At 57.8% G+C, this 21,133-nt stretch carries 19 protein-coding genes and 3 pseudogenes; 10 read left to right on the forward strand and 12 right to left on the reverse strand.

Annotation, left to right across the window (positions count from 1 at the left end):
* Window positions 1-9: 9 nt before the first annotated feature.
* A pseudogene (locus tag GOB82_RS06970) lies at window positions 10-270 on the reverse strand (transposase); the annotation flags it as partial.
* A 477-nt stretch (window positions 271-747) separates the two neighbouring features.
* Here GOB82_RS06970 and GOB82_RS06975 point away from each other — a divergent pair.
* On the forward strand, window positions 748-1,350 hold the full coding sequence (locus GOB82_RS06975) for a glycosyltransferase (RefSeq protein ID WP_166121525.1): 603 nt from the start codon (window positions 748-750) through the stop codon (window positions 1,348-1,350).
* Window positions 1,351-1,527: 177 nt separating this feature from the next.
* A pseudogene (locus tag GOB82_RS06980) lies at window positions 1,528-1,671 on the forward strand (IS5/IS1182 family transposase); the annotation flags it as partial.
* 129 nt (window positions 1,672-1,800) lie between these two features.
* On the opposite strand, the gene GOB82_RS06985 reads toward GOB82_RS06980, so the two are convergent.
* Together GOB82_RS06985 and GOB82_RS06990 are read right to left on the reverse strand one after the other, a co-directional pair.
* Entirely contained in the window at window positions 1,801-2,757 is a 957-nt protein-coding gene (locus GOB82_RS06985; RefSeq protein WP_166121527.1) for an alpha/beta hydrolase, read from the reverse strand.
* 91 nt (window positions 2,758-2,848) lie between these two features.
* Window positions 2,849-3,336: pseudogene (locus GOB82_RS06990) on the reverse strand (integrase core domain-containing protein); the annotation flags it as partial.
* A gap of 274 nt (window positions 3,337-3,610) precedes the next feature.
* Between GOB82_RS06990 and GOB82_RS06995 the strand changes: the two are divergent.
* A complete protein-coding gene (locus tag GOB82_RS06995; RefSeq protein WP_166121529.1) occupies window positions 3,611-4,597 on the forward strand; it encodes a GlxA family transcriptional regulator in 987 nt (328 codons plus the stop codon).
* Window positions 4,598-4,686: 89 nt separating this feature from the next.
* Here GOB82_RS06995 and GOB82_RS07000 read toward each other — a convergent pair whose 3' ends face one another.
* Entirely contained in the window at window positions 4,687-5,262 is a 576-nt protein-coding gene (locus GOB82_RS07000; RefSeq protein ID WP_166121531.1) for a TetR/AcrR family transcriptional regulator, read from the reverse strand.
* Window positions 5,263-5,338: 76 nt separating this feature from the next.
* On the opposite strand from GOB82_RS07000, the gene GOB82_RS07005 reads away from it, so the two are divergent.
* On the forward strand, window positions 5,339-6,715 hold the full coding sequence (locus GOB82_RS07005; RefSeq protein WP_166121533.1) for a carotenoid oxygenase family protein: 1,377 nt from the start codon (window positions 5,339-5,341) through the stop codon (window positions 6,713-6,715).
* 152 nt (window positions 6,716-6,867) lie between these two features.
* Here the strand turns inward: GOB82_RS07005 and GOB82_RS07010 are convergent, their stop codons facing one another.
* Window positions 6,868-7,356 (reverse strand): YybH family protein, encoded by a 489-nt coding sequence (locus tag GOB82_RS07010; RefSeq protein ID WP_198911957.1) that lies wholly within the window; start codon window positions 7,354-7,356, stop codon window positions 6,868-6,870.
* 325 nt (window positions 7,357-7,681) lie between these two features.
* Complete coding sequence (locus tag GOB82_RS07015; RefSeq protein WP_242007249.1) at window positions 7,682-8,428, reverse strand: DJ-1/PfpI family protein; 747 nt, start codon at window positions 8,426-8,428, stop codon at window positions 7,682-7,684.
* A 306-nt stretch (window positions 8,429-8,734) separates the two neighbouring features.
* Between GOB82_RS07015 and GOB82_RS07020 the strand changes: the two genes are divergently transcribed.
* From GOB82_RS07020 to GOB82_RS07035, 4 genes are all read left to right on the forward strand, one after another.
* A complete protein-coding gene (locus tag GOB82_RS07020; protein WP_166121537.1) occupies window positions 8,735-9,481 on the forward strand; it encodes an SDR family oxidoreductase in 747 nt (248 codons plus the stop codon).
* Window positions 9,482-9,530: 49 nt separating this feature from the next.
* Complete coding sequence (locus GOB82_RS07025; protein ID WP_166121539.1) at window positions 9,531-10,049, forward strand: YybH family protein; 519 nt, start codon at window positions 9,531-9,533, stop codon at window positions 10,047-10,049.
* A gap of 449 nt (window positions 10,050-10,498) precedes the next feature.
* On the forward strand, window positions 10,499-10,837 hold the full coding sequence (locus GOB82_RS07030) for a YegP family protein (protein WP_166121541.1): 339 nt from the start codon (window positions 10,499-10,501) through the stop codon (window positions 10,835-10,837).
* Window positions 10,838-11,108: 271 nt separating this feature from the next.
* On the forward strand, window positions 11,109-11,369 hold the full coding sequence (locus GOB82_RS07035; protein ID WP_166121543.1) for a GlsB/YeaQ/YmgE family stress response membrane protein: 261 nt from the start codon (window positions 11,109-11,111) through the stop codon (window positions 11,367-11,369).
* A gap of 8 nt (window positions 11,370-11,377) precedes the next feature.
* On the opposite strand, the gene GOB82_RS07040 is transcribed toward GOB82_RS07035, so the two are convergent.
* Window positions 11,378-12,352 carry an alpha/beta fold hydrolase gene (locus GOB82_RS07040; RefSeq protein ID WP_166121545.1) on the reverse strand — a complete coding sequence of 325 codons (975 nt, stop codon included), beginning with the start codon at window positions 12,350-12,352 and terminating at the stop codon, window positions 11,378-11,380.
* A gap of 169 nt (window positions 12,353-12,521) precedes the next feature.
* Here GOB82_RS07040 and GOB82_RS07045 point away from each other — a divergent pair, with 169 nt between their 5' ends.
* Window positions 12,522-12,953, forward strand: coding sequence for an Rrf2 family transcriptional regulator (locus GOB82_RS07045; protein ID WP_166121547.1), 432 nt, complete (start codon window positions 12,522-12,524; stop codon window positions 12,951-12,953).
* Window positions 12,954-13,192: 239 nt separating this feature from the next.
* Here GOB82_RS07045 and GOB82_RS07050 read toward each other — a convergent pair whose 3' ends face one another.
* Entirely contained in the window at window positions 13,193-13,960 is a 768-nt protein-coding gene (locus GOB82_RS07050; RefSeq protein WP_166121549.1) for a class I SAM-dependent methyltransferase, read from the reverse strand.
* Between the two features lie 88 nt (window positions 13,961-14,048).
* Here GOB82_RS07050 and GOB82_RS07055 point away from each other — a divergent pair, with 88 nt between their 5' ends.
* Window positions 14,049-14,867 carry an AraC family transcriptional regulator gene (locus GOB82_RS07055; protein WP_166121551.1) on the forward strand — a complete coding sequence of 273 codons (819 nt, stop codon included), beginning with the start codon at window positions 14,049-14,051 and terminating at the stop codon, window positions 14,865-14,867.
* Between the two features lie 175 nt (window positions 14,868-15,042).
* On the opposite strand, the gene GOB82_RS07060 is transcribed toward GOB82_RS07055, so the two are convergent.
* From GOB82_RS07060 to GOB82_RS07075, 4 genes are read right to left on the reverse strand one after another with little or no spacing between them, the layout of a single operon-like run.
* Entirely contained in the window at window positions 15,043-16,551 is a 1,509-nt protein-coding gene (locus GOB82_RS07060; protein WP_198911958.1) for an efflux transporter outer membrane subunit, read from the reverse strand.
* Window positions 16,548-19,634, reverse strand: coding sequence for an efflux RND transporter permease subunit (locus tag GOB82_RS07065; protein WP_166121553.1), 3,087 nt, complete (start codon window positions 19,632-19,634; stop codon window positions 16,548-16,550). The genes GOB82_RS07060 and GOB82_RS07065 overlap by 4 nt, the downstream gene beginning before the upstream one ends.
* Entirely contained in the window at window positions 19,627-20,760 is a 1,134-nt protein-coding gene (locus tag GOB82_RS07070) for an efflux RND transporter periplasmic adaptor subunit (RefSeq protein ID WP_166121555.1), read from the reverse strand. The genes GOB82_RS07065 and GOB82_RS07070 overlap by 8 nt, the downstream gene beginning before the upstream one ends.
* A complete protein-coding gene (locus tag GOB82_RS07075) occupies window positions 20,757-21,074 on the reverse strand; it encodes a hypothetical protein (protein ID WP_166121557.1) in 318 nt (105 codons plus the stop codon). Before GOB82_RS07075 ends, GOB82_RS07070 begins: the two co-directional genes overlap by 4 nt.
* Window positions 21,075-21,133 lie beyond the last annotated feature (59 nt).

A 21,133-nucleotide genomic window follows, 5' to 3' on the forward strand; every position in this document is an offset into this window, starting at 1 on the left:
GCCGATTCATTTTTTTTCCAGAGCTTCCTTCAGAATATCCGTCTGCATACTCAGATCCGCATACATCCGCTTCAGCCGACGGTTCTCTTCTTCCAGAACCTTCATTTGACTGATCATTGCGGCATCCATGCCGCCATATTTCGCACACCATCGGTAAAACGTGGCATTGCTGATCCCATGTTCCCGACACAGATCAGGAACCGAGACGCCACCCTCGGCCTGGCGGATCACGCCCATGATCTGGGCGTCAGTAAAGCGATCACTCTTCATCAAAATCTTCTCATTATTACGCTGAGAAAATTCTCATTCAAAAGCCACTCTTTTTACGGGGGGATTACCAGTGTGTTTTTGGTGACATAACTCTGGCACAAGTCTGACATCGAAGCTGGGATAAAATTTGATAATGTTTCTGCGGCAGGAGGTCACGTTTCCCACCGCGCGTTGAAAGAAACAGAAATGCATCCAAAAAATGAGCCTGTGGGGTGCGTATCCATTTTGTCACTTAACATAGAGAGAATTTTGCTTACATGGCTGATAGCGTAAACAATTTGCCCGGTTGATCAGTTGATCAGGATTCCCTGACCATCTGAAGAAGCTCGGCATGCAGGTTAAGGCCCCCTTCGCGTGCTCAAAAGTTATCGTCTCGATAGAGACCAGGACGACGTTACTACGCCTACCCCCGAGATTGAGCATGCACCTCTTCGCATTGCGATCGTCGCAAGTTCCTACAACTACATCAAGGACGGCGTGGCGCTTACACTCAACCGGTTGGTCGACTATCTCGAGCGGCAGGGCATTGAGGTACTGGTGTTTGCACCGGTTGGGAAGCATCCGGCTTTTTCGCATCACGGTACACTTGTGCCCATTCCCTCAATACCGCTGCCCCGTCGTCCGGAATATCGCCTGGCTTCCGGCCTGACGCCCAAAGCGCTCGAGACACTGCGCGCCTTCAAGCCTGACCTGATCCATGTTGCGGTCGCCCCGGATCTTATCGGGTTCAGCGCCTGGCGCGCGGCCAAGCGATGGAACATCCCTCTGGTTGCCTCCTACCACACACGCTACGAAGCCCAGCTTGGGCATTATTGGTATGTCGCCGCCCTGAAAGGCCTGATGGCATCCTATCTGCGCCGTTTTTACGGGGTCTGCCGTGAAGTCTATGTGCCATGTCAATCGATGATGGATACGCTGCTTGAGGACGGGCTCAGAGACAATTTCCGCCTTTGGCTGCGTGGTGTCGATGTGGTTCAGTTCAATCCTGCAAAGCGCTCGGCAGCGTGGCGTGCAAAACTCGGGATTGGCAAAGACTATTCTCCGCACACCTTGAGCCATGTCTGCTTCGAGGACGCGTAGGAATCCGCTCCGCCGACCGCAAAGAAGGCGTAGGCGGACATGGCCTGAATAATTAAGCGATCCGTTTGGCGTGGGGAGGGAGCTTATTGATTTCAGTGAGAAGGTTAAGTGCAGGCAGGACTTTGCTACGCCAATACCGGCCTGGAATTCCGTGATTGAGTCCTGTATTTTAGCTGATTGTCATGCAAGCCGAAACCCACGCGCTACCGAACGACGAACTGGTCCTTCTATAATGCAGCGCTGAAGAAACGTGGATATCTGACAGTGTGGTTTGATCCGTCCATGAATTGGGAGGGCCTTCCGACGGGGCGTGCAGCCAAACGGTTGCGCGCTTTTTTATTGAGTGTGTCACGACGATCTCCGCTGTGGTCCGTCACATAAGCTCGTGCCTCACTTGGCTGAACACAGGGCCGGATAAGCTGTAAGCTCCGGCCCGGGTCCAGGGCGATGTTATTTGAACGCGCTCCTCAATGCGCTCATTTGTACTGCGGCAAATTCTTTTGAGATGTCCGCATCAGGCGCCAACTGGTCGAAGCCGTGATAGGCGCCGGGCGAAACGAGCAGCTTGGTAGGCACGCCAGCCTCGATCAGCCGCCGTGCATACTCTGTATCTTCGAAGACGAAGAGATCAAGCGCGCCGACCCCGATGAATGTTGGTGGAAGGCCTGATAAATCCGTTTGTCGTGAAGGAACCGCCTCGGGGGGCGTATCATCGCTTCCTGCCGGCATTCCAAGAAAAGATGACCAGCCGTATTGGTTCGCCTGGGGCGTCCAAAGGATGGCGCCGATAAAGTCAGGAACCTTAACCGTGCTTCCTGTACGATCATCGAGCATAGGATAAATCAGGATCTGGGCGGCAAGGGGGACCTCCTTGCGATCGCGCGCTGTCAGCGCAAGTCGTGCTGCATTGCCGCCACCTGCGCTTTCACCCATCACCGCGATTTTGTCCGGGTTGAGCCCTAGCTCCGAAGCGTTTGCGTGCATCCAGCGTAGTGCGGCGTAATGATCCTCGATTACACCCTTGTAGGGTGTCTCCGGCGACAGTCGATACTCAACAGTCACAATGACCCAGCCCTCATCTCGAGCGAGTTTTTGCAACCGCGGGACCGAGAGATACGCACTGCCTGCTATGGTGCCGCCGCCATGGGAATGGAGGATCCCAGGGCGTTTTTGGCCATCGGCAGCGTTGATGATAAAAATTTTGACGTCAGGGTTATCGCCTCCAACCGGAACCATGCGTTCTTCCACCATCACGTCGGGCAACGGCTCAGCGGGGTTCATTGCTGCAAGCATTGCGCGTATGGCAGGTAGGGTCTGATCAGACCAGACTATTCCTGCGACGGCCGACTCAATCTTCTCAGCTGCCGCTCGCAATTGCGGGTCAATGCGTTCAATCACGTTTTCCATAGTTCAAGCCCTTCTCTGTCCGGTTATACGATTCTGGTTTTCGCCAAAGTCTGCCTGCTTCAGCCGCTACCTCCTTGTGTGTCAGTAAGGTCTAAACGCGAGCAACCGCGGATGGTTCTTCGAGCGAAAGAGGTGGACCCGTTCGTCCAGCCAGTGCCGAGTGCGGACGCTGCCCGTTGTAGTGGGCAATCCATGCCTTGAGCCCCGCCCGTAGCTCCGATCCGGTCTTGAACGCGCGCAGATAGACGCATTCGTATTTCAGCGACCGCAACAGACGTTCGATGAACACGTGGTAGGGCCAGCGACCGCGCCCGTCCATGCTGATGCGGATATGACGCGCTTCCAGCACCTCCGTGAACCGGGGCATCGTGAATTGTGAACCCTGGTCCGTGTTGAAAACCTCCGGGTTGCCCAGTTCATGATCGCCACGAGGTAGAGAAATCCCCGTTCCATGAGGATATACGTGTTATCGGAACACCAGACCTGATTGGGTCGGTCGATGACCATATCCCGCAGCAGATAGGGGTATTTCCGATGCTCCGGATGGGGCACACTCGTGCGTGGCTTCTGGTAGATCGCCGCCCCATACCTCTGGCGCGTAACCTTACCCATAAAACCCGTCCTCGTTCAGGCCGGACGAGAGCTTATCGCCCTGTCCGAAAAATGGGGACCAGCTCTGTGATGGTGTTTCAGACAGTGCTGCCATATTTGCCCAACGTCTCCAGAGTATGCGCTTTTTGTGCACGTGGGGTGACGCCTTCTTGTGGCCGGGCATGACATATTTTTCCGGGCTCAGCCTGTGTCCATGAAAAGAGTTATGGCAAAAAATGCGTATTTCCCTTAAATTCGGGCTATGCATCATATTGGATTCTTTGTCTGTCTTGACCACCGTGTCCTCGATCTTGCGGGGCCGCTGGGTGCATTTGAAGAGGCGAATGGCTTTGTTGAAGGGGGTGCCTATCGCCTGACGGTGATTTCCGAGAGTGGAGGTGTTGTTGTCGGGAGTTCCGGAGTTTCCATTCATACTCAGTCCTTCCGCACCCAGCAGTTTGATACGGTGATTTTTATTGGCGGCGAAATCGACGCTTTTCAAAATCCTGCGGCCATTGCGGCGGCAAAGGATCTGGCTGCACGTACTGCCCGCATCGCGAGTGTTTGCACGGGCGCGTTTCTTCTGGCAGCGGCAGGACTTCTGGATGGTCATCGCGCAACAACTCACTGGCGGCTCGCACCGGAACTTCAGCAACGATACCCTCTGATCAGGGTCGAGGCGGATCGTATCTTCGTTGTGGACGACAATATCTGGACCTCCGCCGGCATCACGGCGGGGATTGATCTGGCGCTCGCACTCATCGAAACCGACTTCGGGATTAATATTGCGCGTGAGGTTGCGCGTGAGCTTGTTGTTCCTTATCGCCGCTCTGGCGGGCAGTCGCAGTTCTCAGCCATGTCGCAGATGGAACCGGACTCAGACCGGATCCGTATGGCGCTGGCCTTCGCCCGTGATCATCTGGTGGAACCGCTACCGATCGAGCGGCTTGCGGAAGCAGCCAGATTAAGTGTTCGTCAATTTGGACGGGCTTTCAGGCGTCAGACCGGTGAAACGCCAGCCAAGGCGGTTGAGCGCCTGCGTGTTGAGGCCGCCTGTTCGCGTTTGCAAGGCGGGTCGGAGCCGATTGAACAGATCGCAAAAGCCGTTGGTTTTTCGGACCCTGAGCGTATGCGCCGTGCCTTTGTCAAATTGCACGGCCATCCCCCGCAAGCAGTAAGGCGCGCCGGTCGTCAGGAGAATGCTGTGTACGCCATACAGCAGGGACACGGCGGTGCGACGAAGGAATAATACCAGAAAGAGCTAGTCAGGGCGGGCGGCTGGCAGCGTTCTGGAATGCGTGCCCATTCTCGGGGAGGGCATGCCTTAGTGCGGCCTCCTTAAAAGGAGAGAGCGTTCATCAGCGTGTCGAGTGAGTCGGCGATAAACCCATCAGCTTTCAGCATGACCAGGCCATGGAGCTGGCCCCACACGGCATGGGCGCGTGTGAGCGATGTTTCCGGGCTGGACGCTGTTACGCGGTCAAGAAGCGGCTGAAAGCTTGCGCGCGCCGCGTGTGCAAGTGCGCTGTCTGGTGTGGCCTCCGGCACCAGACCGGATGCAAACATAAGGCGGTAAAGCTCCACATTTTCTACCCCAAAAGCAAGGTAGGCGGATGCCATCCGCTTAATCGCATTTGCTTCGTCCCCGCTTGATGCGGCTTCGAGAAGAACCTTGGTAAACTGCTCGAACCCATTGGTTGCAACGGCTGAGAGGAGATCCTCGCGGTCCGTGAAGTGACGATATGGTGCTGACTGCGCCACACCCGCCCGGCGTGCCAGTGATGCCATTGAAAGGTTTTGAGCCCCGTGAGCGGATATTTCCGCCCGGGCCGCATCAAGCAGTTCCTTCCGTAAGTCGCCATGATGATAGTTTTTGCGGCGTTCAGGCTGGTTTGGTTCTGCATCGCGTTTCATGTGATGCTCTATAACATTTAAATTGACAGCAGATCAATAAAAGCCAAAGTGATATGGCATCACATTGGAGACGCTTATGACTCTGCTTCCGAAAACGCCCGGACCCATGCGTGCAGGAGCACCCTATCTGGCTGATAATTTTGGTCCCGTGGCGGTTGAAACCACTGCGTTCAATCTGGAGGTGATCGGGCGCATTCCCGATGCGTTAAGCGGCCGTCTGCTTCGGATTGGTCCCAATCCTGCCACGCCTCCAGACCCTGCACGCTATCACTGGTTCTCAGGTTCAGGGATGGCGCATGGTCTGCGTCTGCGTGACGGCAAGGCAGAGTGGTATCGCAGCCGTTACGTCAAAGATGCGGCGGTGGTTGCCGCTCTGAAATGTCAACCTCTCAGCGGGCCGGGTGAGGGGAGGCGTGACGGAAGTGTGAATACGAATTTTACCAGTGTTGGCAGAAAGCTTTATGCTGTTGTGGAGGCAGGGAGCCTGCCGGTTGAGCTGACCTATGAGTTGGAAAGTGTCGCGCGTACGGATTTCAACGGAACACTTGAGGCTGGTTTTACCGGACATCCGAAGATTGATCCGATTACGGGTGAGCAGCATGCTCTAGCGTATCAGCCTGGGCAGCCTGTCCGCTATATTTCGCTCGACCATAATGGTCGTGCCACGACCAAAGCGCGGATCGACCTGCCGCATAATCCGCTGATTCACGATATGGCGTTTACGGCCTCATTCATAATTATACCCGATCTGCCGGTCACATTTCAGCCTGAACGGTCTCAGGCCGGATTTCCATGGCTTTGGGATGAGCGCCGGGATGCACGGATCGGGCTTTTGCCACGCAACGGAGATGGGGCGAACATTCAATGGTTTGAAGCGCCGCGCTGTTTTGTTTTTCACTTTGTTAACGCTTATGACGATGGTGATGCGACCATCATTGACGTCGCACGTCATCCGCGCATGTTCGATCACGATCATAATGGACCAAACGAGGGCATTCCCACTCTGGTTCGATGGACGCTTAACCGACGTTCCGGTCGGTTAAGCGAGACCGCTCTTGACGACCATGGGACTGAATTTCCGCGGATCAATGGACTGTATGGCGGCCAGCCTTACCGTTTCAGCTACACAGCCCATTGGGGGCGTAATGTGCGTTTTGGACCGGCAATGAAGCACGACATGCTGCGTGGTACAACGGAGATACATGACTATGGTACGGACCGTATGACTCTGGAGCCAATCTTCGTGCAAAAGCCTGACGCTGTTGCTGAGGATGAGGGCTGGATCATGTCTTACGTTTACGATGCCAGCAGAAATCTGAGCGATGTTGTCATTCTGGATGCTCAGGATTTCGCAGGTGAACCGCTAGCCACCATACGGCTGCCGGTCCGGGTGCCGTTTGGCTTTCATGGTGGCTGGGCGGCTGATCGAGATACACTCTCTCCTGCTGCGTGAACTCATGTTTCCGTGAATAGTCAGATATTTTCAGGGGTGGTTCGCAGGGTTGTCGCAAGCAACCCTGCTAAAGCCCACGGCGTGCAGATTTGATGTGCGTAAACGACAAACGCATTTTTCTGCATGTGGTGCCTGAAATTAACGGTGCCGGATTAGCGGTCATCCGATTTCAATGGGCCATCGTCGTTCCAGATATCGCGATGCAGCTTCCACGTGTTGCCCTGCTTAATGAAAAGGAGCATTTGTTTGCCGCGTGACTTTAGTTGTCCGTCATGGCTTCTGACAAGTGAGTCCGATACCTCGGTGACGACTTCATTATTGCCGTAAAATTCAAAGTTACTGAAGGACACTGTATCAGGTTCCTTTCCTGCATAACCGGCAGTGAAATACTGCGTGATTGCTGCCGCACCTTTAACGCGCTTGCCACCAGGTTGCAGTAATGTGCCATCTTCAGTGTAGAGATGACCGATGGCCTCATAGTCGCCTCGTTTGAAGGCCTCTGCCCAACGGTCGTTTTCTGCTTTGATAGCGACTTCCGTAGAGCGAGAAGGACCTGCTGCATAGGCCGCAATCGGTGCCCCAGCAATCGCTGAAGAGACAGGGAGGATGGCGAAAGCTGCGAAAATTGATTTCATGTTCATTGTTCGATCTCAGTCTGCTTGAATATTTCAAAAAAGGGGGAATAACTTTCCGGGAGGGTTAAAGGATGTATAGCCCTCAAAGGAATTCGCAGGCGGCATGGCGTGGAATGGCTCCCTGGTATCGTTTGCCCCATGCGTGTCATAAGTTTTTTGACAAACATGAGGCGAACGATGAGCATTCTAGCCGTTCATCACGGCGAGAGGCGTGATGAGGTAATCGTGATCTGGTTATGAAAAGTGCTTTTACATACTAAAGAGATCATATTTTTCTTCAGATATGCAGCATTTATTCAAAACTCAGACCTTCGAGAACGTGGCTGGCGCACTAAATGATCGGACGCATCAGCCCATCTTTGGAACCAGGCAGCATTTTATAAACTGCTTCCCGAACGTTTTCGGGTGCATCTGCCGGATTGCCCGAACGGAACGGCGGTTGCGGGTCATACTGAACAAGAAGCTGCACCTGCTGTGCAGCCTGTGCACCGCGAAGTTCTGCGGCTATCGCTACGCCGAAATCAATGCCTGCGGTAACACCACCGCCACTCATGAAGCGACCATCCTTCACGATACGGGCAGAATCCGGAATGGCCCCGTATTCTTTAAGCACGTTCAGGAACGCCCAGTGACAAGCGCTTCGCTTCCCTTTCAGAACTCCAGCAGCGCCAAGAATGAGTGAGCCCGTACAGACTGAGGTGACATATTGGGCGCTTTCGGACAGCTTCCTGATATGTGCAAGGATTTCCGGTTTCATCATTGCGGAAAGGTTTAAGGCACCGGGAATGCAGATGACATCGACCTTGTCTATGTCAGAAAGTTTCTCCGTCGGACCGAACACGATGCCTTTCTCCAGAGTGACAGGACCGCCAGCAGGGCTGGCGAACCGAACCCGCGTGTTGGGAATACGTGAGAGGATTTCATTGGGGCCGGCGAAATCGAGAAGTGTTCCATTCGGGTAGATCACGAACAGAAAGTCGATTGGTTTCTCGGCTCCAGCGCGTGTTGTTGCGTGCGCAACTCCCGGGAGAAAGCTGACTGCGGCAGTCGTGGCAAGTGCTGCGCCGCCAATCAGCATGGCCTGCCGCCGTGCACGACCTTTCTCACTCAGGTTTTCCCGGATCGTTTCATCGAAAATTCCAGACATAGCGCTCTCCTAAGCTATCCCGCCGCGCGGGGTTGGTTGCCGGACAGTCCTGATACCTAGTTCCACGTGCGGTGTTCCTAAAGGACGTAATTCCCTCGCTTTGCGCCACGAGTTCGGTTTGAGTGGTGGTGTCTTTATTTAAGGGAAATACGTCCTTTAAGACATTTTCTGTTTTGCTAGGATCGACACGAACGGCAGGGGCGCCTGTTGCGTCTCTTTAATATTGAGGATTCCGCTATGAGACTTTCGGGAAAAACAGCACTCATCACGGGCGGTACGAGCGGCATCGGGCTGGCCACGGCAAAGCGCTTCATCAAGGAAGGGGCTCGTGTTGCTGTCACGGGCCGCGATGAATCCCGGTTTGCCGATGTGCGTGCGGAACTTGGCGGCGACGCTCTGGTTCTTGCTGCTGACGTGCGCTCTTTGGAAGCGATGCAATCCGTTGCGACCACAGTTCAGCAGGCTTTTGGCGGGCTCGACATTCTGTTTGTGAACGCGGGATACGTCATGCCAACGCCGCTGCCGTCGATTAACGAACACCAGTACGACGAGATCATGGATATCAGCGTCAAGGGGGCCGTGTTTACGATGCAGGCTGCTTTGCCCGTGCTGCGTGAGGGGGCATCTGTCATCCTGACGACTTCGTTCATCGATCAGACTGGCAAACATAGTTTGTCGCTGGTTGCCGCTGCCAAAGCGGCAGTGCGTTCCTTCGCGCGGAGCTGGTCTTACGAACTGCTTGATCGCAAAATCCGTGTGAATGCAGTGGCCCCCGGCGGCATCGAAACACCGCTCCTGAGCAAACTCGGCATGTCCGAAGCTGAGGTGGAAGATTTCAAAGCACAGTTCGCCCGGAGTGTGCCTGTGGGGCGTATGGGCCGCGCCGAGGAGATTGCTGCCGCAGTCCTCTACCTGGCGAGTGATGAGGCTCAATACGTGGTCGGGACTGAACTGGTTGTTGATGGTGGCTGTTCGCAGCTTTGAAGTACGGACCCGATTTTGCCCGCAGAGGCTCAACGCAGAAAGATTTATCATGACAAGAACAAAAGCGCTCTCCTGTTTTCTGGGGGCTTCAGCGGCTCTCGCCCTGCATTGTGCGCCAGCCTTTGCCGCTGTGTCGCATTCACCCGATGAGACCGCAGTTAAAGCTGTGACCGAGCGGTTTGCGGCTGATCTCGCCAAGGGAGATCTCAAGGCGATTTCGCGGCTCTACACAGATGACGCGAAACTGCTTCCCCCTAATGAAAATCCGGTTTCCGGGCGGGCGGCCATTCTGGCCTATTTCGAAAAGAGCCTGCAGCCAAACGTGGTCGGGGGAGCCAGATTTGATCATTACGAGATCTATTATGGGGGAGGTAACACCGCGACCAGCATCTCTCACCTGGAGATGCTCGACGGTAAAGGCCACGTTATCGAGCAGGGCAAACAAACGATTGTCATGCTCAAACAGGGGGGAGAATGGAAAATCCACCGCGATATGTGGTCGGATAATGCTCCGGCCAGCACCGCGGCCAGTACCCCTGCGAGTGCCCCGGCCAGTGCTGGCAACTGACGAAGACGGCGCAGCGCCACGGTATGGCGGCGCCTTGAACGCGTTGCTCAGCCCATAAAGCCTTATAGTGGCTGGCAAGACCTGAACCGCCCGGGAGCACGTTTGCTTCCGGGCGGTTCGCCCCCCACGCGGCATATGCTCCGGGGAGATGATGACTTCAGTGCCATGACGGACCGTCCGCTATCTGGACCACGGGCATTATACGTTTCTGTCCGGGCTGCAAGCGGAAGCAAGCCCGCCGAAAAGGACACCCAACGGGTGCGGCTTCAGATGAGAAAGGCTGCTCCGAAAGAGTAAGCCAAGTTTACTTGAAGATTGCTTTGGGTTTACCGTCGGGGCGGAGATGTCGCACCACAGTCCTGCCATTGTTACGGATCATTCTGTCTCAAAGTCTGGCATCAGTGCAGGCTGTAGCGATATATCATGTTCCAATCTGGGAGTTTAGTCGAATGGCTGCACATTTCGAGATCTACAAGGATAAGGCTGGTGAGTTCCGCTTTCATCTGAAGGCGGCCAATGGGGAGATTATTCTTGTCAGCGAAGGCTACAAGCAGCATGCCAGCGCTGTTCACGGTATTGAATCAGTGAAGACGAATGCGCCGGACGATGCCCGCTATGAACGGAAAGTCTCGACGTCTGGCAAGCCGCATTTCAACCTGAAAGCACGTAATGGCGAGATTATCGGCTCAAGCCAGCTTTATGCGAGCGAGCAGGCGCGCGATCATGGGATTGAGGCGGTGAAGAAGACTGCGCCTGAGGCGACGATCAAGGATCAGACTGCCGCCTGATTTTCGTGAGAGAGCAAGGTGACGTTCTGACTCTTGCTCTTTGCACTGGTGTCCTGTCCCGCCCGAACAGGCGCGGGCAGGGCTCCCTCCAGTGGTTGCCGCGCGGCGGTTGCAGGAGGATAAGCCACCCTCATCTCGTCCTCCTCTTCATAGCGGGGGCGTACGTCTCCATCAGGGGATTTATGATGAAAGCGCGACGGCTGACATTGATGCATGACGGCTATGTGCATGTCTGCTATGTCTTGGAATGAAGCATGATCAGGAGCACGAAATGCATCTTCTTTATACGATTTTCATCGGATTGATTATCGGAGCAGTTGCGAAGCTGCTGATGCCGGGGCGTGATCCCGGGGGCTTTATTGTTACGATCCTGCTGGGCATCGCGGGCTCTGTTGTTGCCGGCTATATAGGGCGGGCACTGCATCTTTATCGGGAAGGGCAGGCGGCTGGATTTCTGGCGTCGATCGTCGGGGCAATTCTTCTGCTGGTGGCCTATCGGGCCGTTATCGGGAATTCAGAGAGTGCTGGCTGACCGGGCTCTCATGAGATCTGCCTGAGAAAATTGAGTAATAGCGCGGTAACCTCTGAAGGTTTTTCCTGCTGGAGCCAGTGGCCGGCACCGGCCACTCTGTGCGAGCCGCGCAGGTCTGGAACAAGGCTTGGCATGTCTGCGATGATGTGATCCATGCCGGGAATACTCAGGCCTGTGTCGCGCTCGCCGGTCATGAACAGTGCGGGAACAGTCACTTTCTGGCCTGCCGTGGCATGCTGGAGTTCCCAGTTCCGGTCGAGATTACGGTAATAATTCAGCCCTCCAGTAAAGCCGGAGGCTTGGAAGTCCCTCGTGAGGGTCTCGAAGTCCGCCTCGGAAAGCCATGAGGGTAAATGTGCAGGTTCAGGCAGGCTTGCCAGTAAGCCTGTGCTGCGTTCAACCATTCCGAATGGATTGGGTGTGCCATCACCAGTTTTTCTCGGGCCGGCATTTCCGCTGGCTGCATAGAGAATTTTCTTCAGCGTGGCCGCAGGGTTTCGGTTGAATTCCGCGTCGGCCAGCCCCGGTTCCTGAAAATACAGCGTGTAAAAGAGAGCGTCTTTCGTCTGCGGAAAGATTTTTGAAGGCGGTACCGGTGGTAAGCCCATCATGGGAACGCTCAGAGCCGCCATTGCCCGGAAACGGTCCGGGCGCATCACTGCGGCTTGCCATGCGATGGTGGCGCCCCAGTCATTGCCCACGAGTACCGCCTTTTCCTCCCCAAGCGCGTCGAGCAGGGCGATCAGATCTCCTACACAATGAAAGACGGTATACTGGTCCGTGCGCTCGGGGGCATCCGTCTGGCCATAACCGCGCATATCAGGCGCGACCGCGCGATACCCGGCTGCGGCAAGGCCCTGAACCTGATGCCGCCAGGAGTGTTTGGTTTCAGGAAAGCCGTGACAAAGGAGGATCAGCGGCCCGGTACCTTCATCAAGGTAGCTGGTCGTGATCGTTCCTGTTTGAATGACTCTTGCAACCATGAATGCCTCCTTACCCAGTCGGACAGCCGGTTTTGAAGCGACGTGACGGCCAGAAGGGATGAAAAATCGCGGCGCAGCGTGACAGTTTCTTTCTGCGTGAAACTTTATATGTTACAGAAAGAAAGATCGTCAAGATAGCGCAACAGTAAAAGTTTTGGAAAAGGACGCAATGAGAAGCGATGGCCGTCTGGCGCGGATGCTCCATGTTCTGGTGCATATGGCCCTGCTCGGAGGAAAGGAGACCTCTGAAAGGATCGGGCAGATGCTCAACACCAACCCTGTGGTTGTGCGGCGTACACTGGGGCTGTTGCGTGAGCATGGCATTGTTGACTCAGAGGGCGGCCGTGGCGGCGGCTGGAAACTCCTGAAAAAGCTGGATGAACTCTCCGTGCTGGATGTTCAAAGAGCCCTGAGTGACGGAGACATATTGGCGGCTCCTGTTTCTCATGATCATCCCACATGCCCTGTTGAACGCGCGTCGAACGCGGTGCTGGAAGCGGCTCATGCCGCAGCGGAAGAAACGTTACGCGCGCACTATGCCTCCACAACTCTTGCGCAGATTGCTGAACGCGCGATGGCCGCTCCGGGTAATTCCGTTTAGGTGAAACAGGAGGTACTGACCTTAATCGGACGCTGTTTGTGCCTCGTGCGGGTGGCACGTTTTTGAAAGACCGGGAAGGATTGCCTCCATAATACGCGTCCCGGTTTTTCGAGCCCCGTCAGCCAGATTGAACAAGCCGACGGTGGTCCGAGACAGGGAAAGCGGCGCGGCTCTGAGCGGAAGAGCAAGGGATGCTCACGCGCATGCCAGCAGGAGAATGAGGGAGGCGTTGAGCAAGGTCACAGACCGTTGCTCCACGCCACAATAGAGATAGGGAAGTAGAAATGGATGCCGTCTTCAGCGTTCCATGCGCCCACTCCCAGACGATCCTGTCCGCTTGCAATATCTTCTGCGAACAGGGCGTTCAGGGCAACCCGGTCTTCCGGGGCGACCTGATCTATCAGGCGGGATTCCAGACGGTACTGCTGTGTCAGCAAAGGGCGCAGCCCCGCCTCATCCCCCAGTGAGAGAAGCTGCGGCAGTGTCAGCGCGCTGGTATGCGAAGGGTCACGCAGGGTTTCCGCATGATCATAGGCTTTCTGGCATTCCGGGGCCGGGGTGGCATCAATCACGATAACCCGCCCACCCGGACGGCAGACACGCACCATTTCCGCCAGTGCCTTTCCGGGGGCCTGCATGTGGTGAAAGCTGTAGCGTGTCACAACCCTGTCAAAGCACGCGTTCTCAAACGGCAGATGCAGCGCATCGCCAGTATGAAATTCCACGCTCACATTCAGTCTGTCAGCACGCAGGCGCGCCTGTTCGATCATGGCGGGCGTCAGGTCGATCCCTGTGACATGCGCACCGGTCCGGGCCAGTTCACAGGCCACAATGCCCGGACCGCAGGCCACATCCAGCACCGTCATGCCAGCGGTTAGGGCACAGGCATCGCGTGTCTGCGCCATGCTGTCCGCTTCGGCATGAATGGGCAGTTCTGCAAAAGGCCTGGCCCAGCGCGTGAACTGCGCAACGATCCGGGCATTGTGGGGCATGGGCATATCGGACATCGTCTTTCCTTTCCGTGTGGGGTCAGGATAAAGACCGGAGAGTTGGCCGGCTAACGCCATACGGCCAAAAACAAGCGGATATCGGCCAATGAAAAACCTTACAGCCAGCGAGACGCAGAGTGTCCTTGCCGGGAACGGGCTTGATGAGCGGGGGAATCCCGGTTTTGCCTTCCGTAATCCGTCCACGCCGCTTTTCTATGACTGGCACGAGCATCCGTGCCATCAGATCACCTACGCAAGGCGTGGCACGACACAGGTTGAAGGGCCGGAGGGCTGGTATCTACTGCCAACCGCGCATGCTCTCTGGATCCCGGCTGGAACACGCCACCGGACCATGATCCGTAATCTGGATGGTGTGTCCGTCTATTTTGATCCGGTGCATTTTGCCGCTGGCGCTGCGGCGCATATCCAGACATTCCCGGTATCTGCCATGGTAGGGGCGATGCTCTTTCACACCCTCCGTTGGCCGGCAGGTCCGGCGGAGCAGGCCCCCGTTGCCCGGAGTTTCTTTCATACTCTTGGGCTTTTGTGTCTGGAGCAGATGGAGGCAAAATCCGGCCGGCTTTTCACGTTGCCAAGGGCTACACATCCTTCGGTGGCACGGGCCATGGAGGCTGCCCTTGCCAATCCGGCACATGCCAGCCTGATGCAGGCGTTGAAGCAGGCCGGGATGTCGGAACGCAGCTTTCGCCGCCATTTTCAGGATGAAACCGGCATGACATGGCAGGACTGGATAACGCAGGCCCGGCTCTTCCACGCTGCGACCCTTCTGGCGGAAGGGCAGCGTGTGACGGACGTGGCGGCCGGGGTTGGCTATGCATCGCTCAGTGCGTTTGCGAAGGCCTTCACGCACCTGTTGGGGATGTCACCTGTCCGCTATCGGAAAGTACAAATGGCCCCTTCATAGCTCAGGTGCGGTATCGGGTGTTCTCTGAAGCAGGTGGCCTTGAAGGGTGTGTCACGCCCTCCTGCGGCAAGGCATGAACGGCTCATACCACCGGCATTGAGCCGCACTATGCCCGGATAGCGTTCCGCCGAAGACAGCAGCCTTGTTTATGGGCTGCTCATCAGGAGGCAAATCTTTATGGCTTCGGGCTGGGGGCCGCTCCTTCAGGAGGCGTCTTGCTGTTCCACCATCCCCCTCCGAGTGCCTGAAACAAGCCGACCGTATCGGACAGGCGGCCAGCCTGGGACTGCACAAGGGTCAGGCGTGTCTGCATTTCGGCCTGCTGGGCCGTGAGCAGCAGGACCCGACTTTCGTCTCCATATCGATTACCGATACGTGCGAAATCAAGATTCTTTCTTGCTTCTTCTTCAGCTTTCGCGGCGGCAACCAGTGTGTCCGCATCATTGCTGATGGCGTGAAGCGCATCCGAGACATTCTGTATGGCGAGCACGATCGCATTCCGATAGTCCTCGATTGCCATCTTGTAGGTATTCCGGGCGGCCCGCTCCCGGTGCAGCAATGTGAACCCATCGAAAAGCGGCTGCGTGATCATCGCCGCCAGTGTCCATGTTCCGTATCCGGGTGTCGCAAACTGGCTGAAGTGGTTGGCTGCCAACCCCGGTGTTGCGACAAGATCAAGCGAGGGGAGGCGGTTGGCGATTGAAACCCCGATCTGGGCACTTGCGGCATGCAGGCTTTCTTCTGCCGCACGGATGTCCGGGCGCTGGTCTATCAGCTTGAGTGGCAGGGAGACTGGCAGCTCCGTTGGCAGATGGAAATCAGCAAGATGGAAATCCGGTGTTGGCACATCCGAGCCGTCTCCCGTCAGGGCGTCAATCAGGTCATGCTGGGCGGCCAACTGCTGGCGCAGGGGCGGCAGGCTCTGTTCGGCCTGTGCCAGCAGCACCCGCTGGGGAGTTACGTCCCGCTCGCCCATGTCTCCAAAGTGTTTCTGCTGTTCATTGATGTCGAGAATGGCGCGCGCTGAAGCAATCACGCCTTCGGTCGCTTCGATCTGCCCCTGAATGGCGGCATACTGGATGGCGGCATTCACCAGATTGCTGGTCAGGGACAGATAAGCGGCATCAAGCTGGTAGCGCGCCAGTGCGCGCTGTGCATCGCTGGCCTCGATCTGCCGGCGGATGGAGCCCCAGACATCCGGCAGATAGGAAATATTCAGTTGCAGGGTGTGCAGATTATAGAGGTAGCTGTTGAACCCCTGCACCCCCATGCCCTGAGAGATCTTGTTGCGTGTCGGGTTGAAGGAGGCGCTGATATTCGGCCAGAGCGCTCCTTTCTGTGCCGCCACGCCCTCCTGTGCCGACAGCAGGGCCTGATGCGCGGACTCAAGGCTCGGGCTATGCGTGATTGCGTGGGCTATCAGCGTGTTCAAAGCCGGGCAGTGGAAGAGTTCCCACCATTGGGTCGGGATGTCCTGCCCCGGCCGGAAGGATTGCGCGGCGCCTGCCACGCCCTCGGCCCCGGCGGTCTGGGTCGGCAGGGGCGTGGCGGCATAGCGGTTGTTCACCGGCAGGGCCGGGCGATGGTAATCAGGACCAACGGCGCAGCCAGCCAGCGTGATCATGGCGAAACCGGTGGCCGTAACGCGGCTGCCCAGCCGGGGCGTGGTGCGGCGGCGCGTCATGATGATTTCTCCTTGGGCGCACGGCGCGCCAGCCGTTTTTCCAGCTCGTAATAATAGGTCGGGAGAACGAACAGGGTCAGCGCCGTGGCAATGCCCAGCCCACCGACCACCACAGTCGCCAGTCCGCGCTGGACATCGGTGCCGATGCCGGTTGCGAGGGCTGCCGGCAGCATGCCCACGCTGGCCACGGTGGCTGTCATCAGGACTGGCCGGAAGCGCTGGCTTGCGCCCTCCAGCACGGCTGTCCGCAGGGGTTCGCCCTCGGCGCGCAGGCGGTTGAAGTTCGAGACCATGATGATGCCGTTCTGGATCGCGACACCGAACAGGGCGATGAAGCCCACGGCGGTTGCGATATTCAGTGTCTCGCCACGCGCATGCAGCGCGACCAGTCCGCCGAGTGTTGCCATCGGCACCACGGCCAGCACCAGCACCGCCTGGCGCATGGCACCAAACTGGCAGAACAGCAGCACCAGCATGACGGCGAACATGATGCCAAGCGCCACGGTCAGGCGAGACTGGGCGCGCTGTGCCTGCTCGAACGTGCCCGCCCATTCCAGACTATAGGCGGAGGGGTCGAAATGGACCTGGGCCGCAATACGGGCCTGTGCATCGGCCAGATACTGGGAGAGTGGCCGCTGCCCGTTATCAAGGCGGATCGTGATCTGGCGCTGGTTGCGCTCATGAGAGATCGTGCCCTCACCAGTCTGGAGCGAGACATGGGCGACCACACCCAGCGGGATACGCGCGCCGGAGGGCGTTGTCAGCGGGAGTTGGCGGATAATGTCGAGATTGCTGTTGATCTCGCGCGGGATATGGACGGTCATATTATAGACGCGGTCTCCGGCATAAACCGACGAGACGGGGGCATCCCCAATCATGTTCTGGACGACTGCCAGAATATCCGCGCCGGCCAGCCCGTAGCGTGCGGCCTCCTTGCGGTCCACCACCACATCCAGTTCAGGCGTAGGGGGCTCCTGAAAAATCGAGGCGGCTGCCGTGCCGGGCACCTGACGCATGATCTCCACAATATGTGTGCCGATGCGCCGCAGCTCGTGAAAATCATCCCCATAGATACGCAGGACCAGTGGGGAATGCGCACCGCCGACGAGATCGTTCATGTTATCCGCAATCGGCTGGCTGATGCCGAAGCTGATGCCCGGGATCTGTGCCAGACGGGCGCGCAGACGGGCGACGAACTGGGCCTTGGTCTCGCCATGCGGCCATTTGTCATAGGGGCGCAAGCCAACCGGCGCTTCGATATGCGAGGGGGTCCACTGGTCCGTGCCTGAATCACTGCGGCCGAGCTGCGTGACGGCAAAGCTGGTTTCGGGGAAGGAGCGGATGGCCGTGCGGACTTCGTCGGCTATGGCACCAGCCCGCTCCAGTGAGAGGCCGGAGGGAAGCTGAACCTGAATCCACAGTGCGCCTTCATCAAGATCAGGCAGGAACTCACGCCCCGCGCTGGCGCCCAGCCAGACTGTCAGGGCGAAAGCGGCAATGCCCGCGGCATAGGCCAGAAACGGCCGGTTGAGGCTGTAGGCCAGCATGCGGTGATAGGTCCGGTGCAGCCATTCCAGCGGCGCATTATGGAACAGGCGGTGCGGTTTGCGCAGCGCCAGAAACGCGAGCGACGGGACCAGCGTAATGGCGCAGAGCAGCGCCCCCAGCAGCGCGAAGCTGACGGTGAAGGCAATGGGCCGGAACAGTTTGCCCGATGCGCCATCAAAGGCGAACAGCGGGCCATAGGCGATGATGATGATCAGGGTCGCGAAGAAGATCGCGCGTGCCATCGTATCGGTAATTTCAAGGATGTCCCCGGGGACCAGCGTCCTGTCAGGATGCCTCTCCCGCAGGCTCAGGATAGCTTCTGTCACCACGATCGCACCATCGACAATCACACCGAAATCGATCGCACCGAGCGAGAAGAGGTTGGCTGGCATGTGCAGGGCTGTCATCAGCACGAATAAGGTGGCCAGAGACAACGGAATGGTGACAGCGGCAACGATTGCGCTGCGGGGGCTCCCCAGAAACAGCACGAGAATGACGAAGACCAGCCCCATGCCTTCCAGCACCGTGTGCGCCACCTTGTCGGTGGTTGCGTGGACCAGCTTGTCGCGGTCGATATAGGGCGTGATCCGTACACCCTGCCGCGCCAGACGCCTGTTCAGCAGATCCACCCGCTCATGAACGGCGGCCAGAACCTGCGAAGGGTTCTGGCCTGTGAGCGTGGCGACGATGCCTTCAATCGTATCCGGATTGCCGTCCTTGCCCAGAATACCCTGCCGGACCTGATGCCCGAACTGCATCTGGCCCAGATCACGGATCAGCACCGGCCGGCCGTCATGCGTGGTCACGCCGATATCACCCATGTCAGCGAGGGTATGAACCATGTTGATCCCGCGCACGATATAGGACTGATCCCCGCGTGTGACGCGATCTCCGCTGACATTGATATTGTTGTTCTTCAGCGCGTTCAGGACATCATTGATCCCGATATTGTACCGGTTCAGCGCATCCGGTTCGAGCACGAGCTGATATTCCTTGGTGAAGCCACCAAAATTGCTGACCGAGGCCACACCCGGGATCTGCATCAACGCGGGGATGACGACCCAGTTCTGGATGTCAGACAACTGCATCAGGTTCAGGCTGTCCGAGCGCAGCGTGTAGCGATAGATCTCGCCCGCAGGACCGGTGACAGGCCCGAGAGCCGGAGTGACATTGGGCGGCAGATTGGCCTGTGCAATCTGCTCGGTCACGCGCTGGCGGGCGAAATAGACGTCTGTCCCATCACGGAAGATCAGGGTGATCAGTGAGAGGCCGAACGTGCTGCTGGAGCGGCTGTCGATCAGGCCGGGAACACTGGCCAGTTGTCGCTCCAGCGGCGTGGTGATCTGCTGCTCAACTTCCGCGGCGGCCAGACCGCCCACCTGCGTTGTGATCATGACATTGACAGAGCCGAGGTCCGGATAGGCCTCAACGGCAATATCCCGCCACGCCAGCGCGCCGAAACAGGCCAGCAGCGCCATGACCATGAAGACAATGCGGCGCTGGCGCAGGCACAGCCCGATAAATTTATTAATCATCGTTCAACAGCACCGCACCTTGGGTCACGACCCGATCTCCTGCGGCCAGCCCGTTCAGGACGCGGCTGTTCGCGCCGTCGTCATAGACGATATCCACCGTTCTGCGGCGGAAGACGTGGGGGCGCACTTCCACGAACACTGTGGTCGCATCGTTGTTCATCAGGATTGCTGTCTGCGGGATCGTGATTTCCGGCGGCTGCGGCACGGCGATGGCAACATGGGCATAGAGATGGGGCAGCAGTGTACCGTTCGGGTTCTGGACTTCGAAATGAACGGTGCGCCGCCGTGTATCCGCCTGCAGGGAGGGGCGCAGGCCGTCTATCGGGCCGCTCACCTGAAGACCGGGCAGAATGGGGAACGTGGCGCGGGCGGTCATGCCGGCCTGAACGAGGGGAGCCTGATCTTCCGCCAGATCGGCCGTGACCCAGACAGCGCGTGTGTCGAGCAGGGTCATCATGACGGCGGTCGGATCTGTGATGTTCATGCCCGCCGCAACCGAGAGGGTATCAATCACACCGTCGATCGGCGCGGTCAGGGTGACAAGGGAACTGGCGCGGGCATCGGCCTGCGCGCTATGGCCGAGTGCGGCAAGGCGGTCACGCGCACGGTCCAGTTCGGACTGCGCCTGTGCGTAAGCGGCACGGGCGCTTTCCAGATCCTTGACCGCACCGCCTCCCGCTCCGACGACATGGCGGGCGCGTTCATATTGATCTCGTGCGAGGGTGAAGGCGGTGCGGGCTTTTTCTTCGTCCGAACTGGCCTGCGCCATGTCGCCCGATGCGATCTGGGCCAGAAACTGCCCGCGTTTGACGCGGGTGCCGGGGGCTACGTCCAGACGGACGATATGGCCCGCCACGGGCGGCAGAATTGAAATGGTGCGCGCGGGTTCGGCCGTGATTTCGCCCGGTGCATCGATCGTTTTCGGCTGCACCTCGACCTTGACGGTGTCTACGGTGAGACGCGCCAGAACCGGAGAGTCCGCATCCACACGGACATCGCCGCTCTGATCGTGGTGGATTGTCTGAGCCGTGGCTGAACCGATCCCGCCTGCGGTAAGGCAGCCAAGCGTCAGAAGAGCGGGGAGAGACGGTCGTGGGGCCGGCTTGCGGCGTTTGCAGCGCGTCATGCGGAATATCCGGAGTGGGTGGAAACAGGCGCTGCGGATACGTGTGCGCGGCGCGCTACAGTTGCGCACATGGCGGAAACAGTCCTGCAGGCAGCAGATACCCCGGAAACGCGGTGCCTTGAGCCTCCCCCCTGTTCCGGATGAAAGCGAGGGGAGAGAGGCAGGCGAGAGGGAATGATGGCAGGCCGAAACAGGCCTGCTGCCAGAGCCGGAGTGACCGTGAGAGAAGAGGCGAGGTGTGCCGCCCAATGCAGAAGGATCATGCCGGGGTCATAGGGCGGTGTGCCCACGGCATTGGAAGCGGCTTTGGTCATACTCGTCCTCATCAAGATCGACAGCGCTTAGCATGTTTTTCTGACGAGAGCCTGAACGA

It is taken from the genome of Acetobacter farinalis, from assembly GCF_011516935.1.
GTDB classification, from domain to species: domain Bacteria; phylum Pseudomonadota; class Alphaproteobacteria; order Acetobacterales; family Acetobacteraceae; genus Acetobacter; species Acetobacter farinalis.

Coding starts and splice junctions, on each gene's coding strand:
- GOB82_RS06985 (WP_166121527.1), bottom strand. CDS start 2,757: ATGGAAAACGTGATTGAACGCATTGACCCGCAATTGCGAGCGGCAGCT.
- GOB82_RS07065 (WP_166121553.1), bottom strand. CDS start 19,634: ATGATTAATAAATTTATCGGGCTGTGCCTGCGCCAGCGCCGCATTGTC.
- GOB82_RS07050 (WP_166121549.1), bottom strand. CDS start 13,960: ATGTCCGATATGCCCATGCCCCACAATGCCCGGATCGTTGCGCAGTTC.
- GOB82_RS07045 (WP_166121547.1), top strand. CDS start 12,522: ATGAGAAGCGATGGCCGTCTGGCGCGGATGCTCCATGTTCTGGTGCAT.
- GOB82_RS07010 (WP_198911957.1), bottom strand. CDS start 7,356: ATGAACATGAAATCAATTTTCGCAGCTTTCGCCATCCTCCCTGTCTCT.
- GOB82_RS07070 (WP_166121555.1), bottom strand. CDS start 20,760: ATGACGCGCTGCAAACGCCGCAAGCCGGCCCCACGACCGTCTCTCCCC.
- GOB82_RS07015 (WP_242007249.1), bottom strand. CDS start 8,428: ATGCTGATTGGCGGCGCAGCACTTGCCACGACTGCCGCAGTCAGCTTT.
- GOB82_RS07055 (WP_166121551.1), top strand. CDS start 14,049: ATGAAAAACCTTACAGCCAGCGAGACGCAGAGTGTCCTTGCCGGGAAC.
- GOB82_RS07040 (WP_166121545.1), bottom strand. CDS start 12,352: ATGGTTGCAAGAGTCATTCAAACAGGAACGATCACGACCAGCTACCTT.
- GOB82_RS07000 (WP_166121531.1), bottom strand. CDS start 5,262: ATGAAACGCGATGCAGAACCAAACCAGCCTGAACGCCGCAAAAACTAT.
- GOB82_RS06995 (WP_166121529.1), top strand. CDS start 3,611: ATGCATCATATTGGATTCTTTGTCTGTCTTGACCACCGTGTCCTCGAT.
- GOB82_RS07035 (WP_166121543.1), top strand. CDS start 11,109: ATGCATCTTCTTTATACGATTTTCATCGGATTGATTATCGGAGCAGTT.
- GOB82_RS07020 (WP_166121537.1), top strand. CDS start 8,735: ATGAGACTTTCGGGAAAAACAGCACTCATCACGGGCGGTACGAGCGGC.
- GOB82_RS07030 (WP_166121541.1), top strand. CDS start 10,499: ATGGCTGCACATTTCGAGATCTACAAGGATAAGGCTGGTGAGTTCCGC.
- GOB82_RS07075 (WP_166121557.1), bottom strand. CDS start 21,074: ATGACCAAAGCCGCTTCCAATGCCGTGGGCACACCGCCCTATGACCCC.
- GOB82_RS07060 (WP_198911958.1), bottom strand. CDS start 16,551: ATGACGCGCCGCCGCACCACGCCCCGGCTGGGCAGCCGCGTTACGGCC.
- GOB82_RS07025 (WP_166121539.1), top strand. CDS start 9,531: ATGACAAGAACAAAAGCGCTCTCCTGTTTTCTGGGGGCTTCAGCGGCT.
- GOB82_RS07005 (WP_166121533.1), top strand. CDS start 5,339: ATGACTCTGCTTCCGAAAACGCCCGGACCCATGCGTGCAGGAGCACCC.